The sequence below is a fragment of the Alkalimonas cellulosilytica genome, assembly GCF_036325985.1.
GTDB classification, from domain to species: Bacteria; Pseudomonadota; Gammaproteobacteria; order Enterobacterales; family Alteromonadaceae; genus Alkalimonas; species Alkalimonas cellulosilytica.
In genome coordinates, this window is record NZ_JAUHLI010000041.1 from 1 (window position 1) to 2,478 (window position 2,478).

At 46.3% G+C, this 2,478-nt stretch carries 3 protein-coding genes; 1 reads left to right on the forward strand and 2 read right to left on the reverse strand.

Annotated elements, in window-relative coordinates; translation table 11 throughout:
- Positions 1-866 (reverse strand): hypothetical protein (locus tag QWY20_RS18410; RefSeq protein WP_330130441.1); only part of this gene is annotated, 866 nt, incomplete at its 3' end.
- A gap of 181 nt (positions 867-1,047) precedes the next feature.
- Between QWY20_RS18410 and QWY20_RS18415 the strand changes: the two genes are divergently transcribed.
- Entirely contained in the window at positions 1,048-1,422 is a 375-nt protein-coding gene (locus QWY20_RS18415; RefSeq protein ID WP_330130442.1) for a hypothetical protein, read from the forward strand.
- A gap of 48 nt (positions 1,423-1,470) precedes the next feature.
- Here the strand turns inward: QWY20_RS18415 and QWY20_RS18420 are convergent, their stop codons facing one another.
- Positions 1,471-2,025, reverse strand: coding sequence for a helix-turn-helix domain-containing protein (locus QWY20_RS18420; protein WP_330130443.1), 555 nt, complete (start codon positions 2,023-2,025; stop codon positions 1,471-1,473).
- Positions 2,026-2,478: the final 453 nt, after the last annotated feature.

The following is a 2,478-nucleotide window of genomic DNA, read 5'->3' on the forward strand; positions in this document are numbered from 1 at the left end:
ACTTTTAACTCACTGTAGGCGTTCTCAAGCGTTTCTATGCGCTTTTGCAGTTTTTGATTATCTACTTTCAAGTGTTTGTTTTCATCTAGCAGCGCTTTGACGTTTTGCAGATCAGCGACTTCGATGCTGAGCTTTTCTTTGAGTCTGATTGCTTTCTGTAATTGCTCTGTTAGCTGCTTCTGAGCGTTCCACTCTTGCCGTGTTGAGCGCTTCCGGCGTGGGCCGACACGGGTTAAACCATGTTTAGCACTGACTGATTCCCATAAATCGTCTTGCCATTCGCTCATAGCGTCCCTGTAAGCTCTCATCTGCTGTTTTGCATCCTCGCCCTTGTCTGCTGCTGCTTTCGCGGCTTTATGGCCTTGCTGACAAGCTTTGGCGTCTAATCTTGGGTTCTCTGTCGTCAACTTAGGTATGCTTAAAACGTGAATGTGTGGGTAAGTCTCGTCTGTGTGCTCAACTATCGAAAGCGTTTGCATACCTCGCTTTTCAGCATCAGCGATAGCGTATTTGATCATATCGTTTCGCCAAGCGATGTATTGCGCTGCTCGCTCTTTGTTTTTGTGTAAGCTTTCAACAGAGAAAGGGTGGCTGAATACTGCGCCTTCCAGTACGTGTGTGTTTGATTGTATGCGCTGGCCAGTTCCTCTTAGCGCTGCTTTTGCATCAGCGATACGCTGTTCTATCACTGGCATTAATTCAATAGGATCAACGCCAAATAACAACTTTGGCGGCTTCACGTTTTTAACATGATTAGCTTGACCAGGAACCCGGCTATTTTCCATCAGAACATCACGAGCGGATCTGTTCACTTTGTTGCCTTTCAAGCTGTACGTTTGAGTGTGTGCAAATTGATAACCGGACATCTTTAAACCCTCCGTAGGAGCCGACAAACTCAGACAGAATATAACACAACGTGGGATAATTCAGTCTGAGTTTAATAGTCGGTCTCTATTAAACTGAAATCTCCGTTATATATAACGTGATATATAACAAAACTATGCTATACTAAGCTGGTCGATTAAGCGGATCTGTGAGGTGGGTATGATGGACAAAAAAGAAGCAGCAACAGCTAAAGAACGGCAAGCTAAACACAGGGCAGAGATGCAAGCCAAAGGGCTTAAACCGCTGTCCGTAGGGTTTGTGCATGAGCGATATCACAAAGCGCTTAAAGAGCTTGTAGCGAAGGTTAACGAGGGCGGTTTTAGTGATGATTTACGCACTAAAACGGTCACTGATACAGCTGAGATTGATAAACTGAAAGAGCGGATAACAGCTCTGCGAGGCGCTTTACATGCGACTAAAGCGGATCTGAACGCTCAAATGTCGCTGGTGAAAAAACAAGCTGAGCAAACTGGCGAGCTTCGCGAGCGCCTACTTGCTTTTAAAAAAGTGTTCTGGCGCTTCTACTGGCGAAGTTAAGAAAGCAGGTGCGCGGCCTGCTTTTCCTGCCAAACCGCGCCGCAGGCGCTACTGATCATCGGTTTCACTGATGCTTGGTAAGTCATGCTGAATATGATCAAGCAATAGCTGTGTTGGCGGCTCTGCGCTCTCTCCGGCTTGCATTTGCATATCACCATTAAACAGCACCGGTATGCGTCTTAAATCGGCTTGTAGGGCTTCTGGTGACTGATCATCAGCAGACACTATCACCTGAGCTTTAAACGTCGCGTGTTTAAGCATTTCGCGATCTTTAGCCCATGCAACCATGGAGTTGACTACGTAAGCGTTTGCCGCACCTTTCCCAAGCGAAACGATCTGAATCCATCGCTCTGATTCAAGTGATTTTAAGTAGTTCTTAATGCTTCTCGTACAGCATCCCATAAGCTCTGCAAGTATCGTATGCGAGCAAACTACAGCGTTTGTTGATGCGTCCATTCTGGAGCATAACAAGTGCATTAGAGCAGCTGCTTTAGGTTGTTTTAACACAAGTTTTGCCCAGGCTTCATGCGCGGCTCTTTCCGTTTGCACAAATGAGCCTGCTTTGTGAGGCTTGGGAGCGCTTGGTGTGCCTATTTTTTTCATAAAAAATCCTTTTTCCACAGGGGTAGGCATAACATATCACAAAGCATGAAAAAAAATTCCAATAAATGGAAAAACTTTTCCAAAAAACGGCAGAGGGTAGGTAATCTAGGAGTGCCTAGGGGTAGGCACTCTAGGGTTGCCTACCCCCCCCCAAGTAAGTTGTTGATTTATATTGATATTCAATCCGGCCAAAAGGGATCTATTCTGGCGGTCATGCGGGCAACGTGTTGACCGCTGCGATCTGGCAGTTCAGATGAAGTGGCTACCGCGCTTCGCTTGGTGGGTCAGCCTGTTGAATGCAGCAAGCTGCAATCAACAAGCTCGACCTACTATTAAAAACCGCGTCTGTGAGATGGTCTTAACTGTTCTTCAAGCTCGTTTATGCGTTCCTGACGCTCTGAGAGAGCCTTGTTTGCACGATCTCGCAAATCGTCATACCTACCCTGCTCTGAA

What these genes read in the sequence shown, in the direction of transcription:
- QWY20_RS18420 (WP_330130443.1), bottom strand. Translation starts at nt 2,025, where the DNA reads ATGAAAAAAATAGGCACACCAAGCGCTCCCAAGCCTCACAAAGCAGGC.
- QWY20_RS18415 (WP_330130442.1), top strand. Translation starts at nt 1,048, where the DNA reads ATGGACAAAAAAGAAGCAGCAACAGCTAAAGAACGGCAAGCTAAACAC.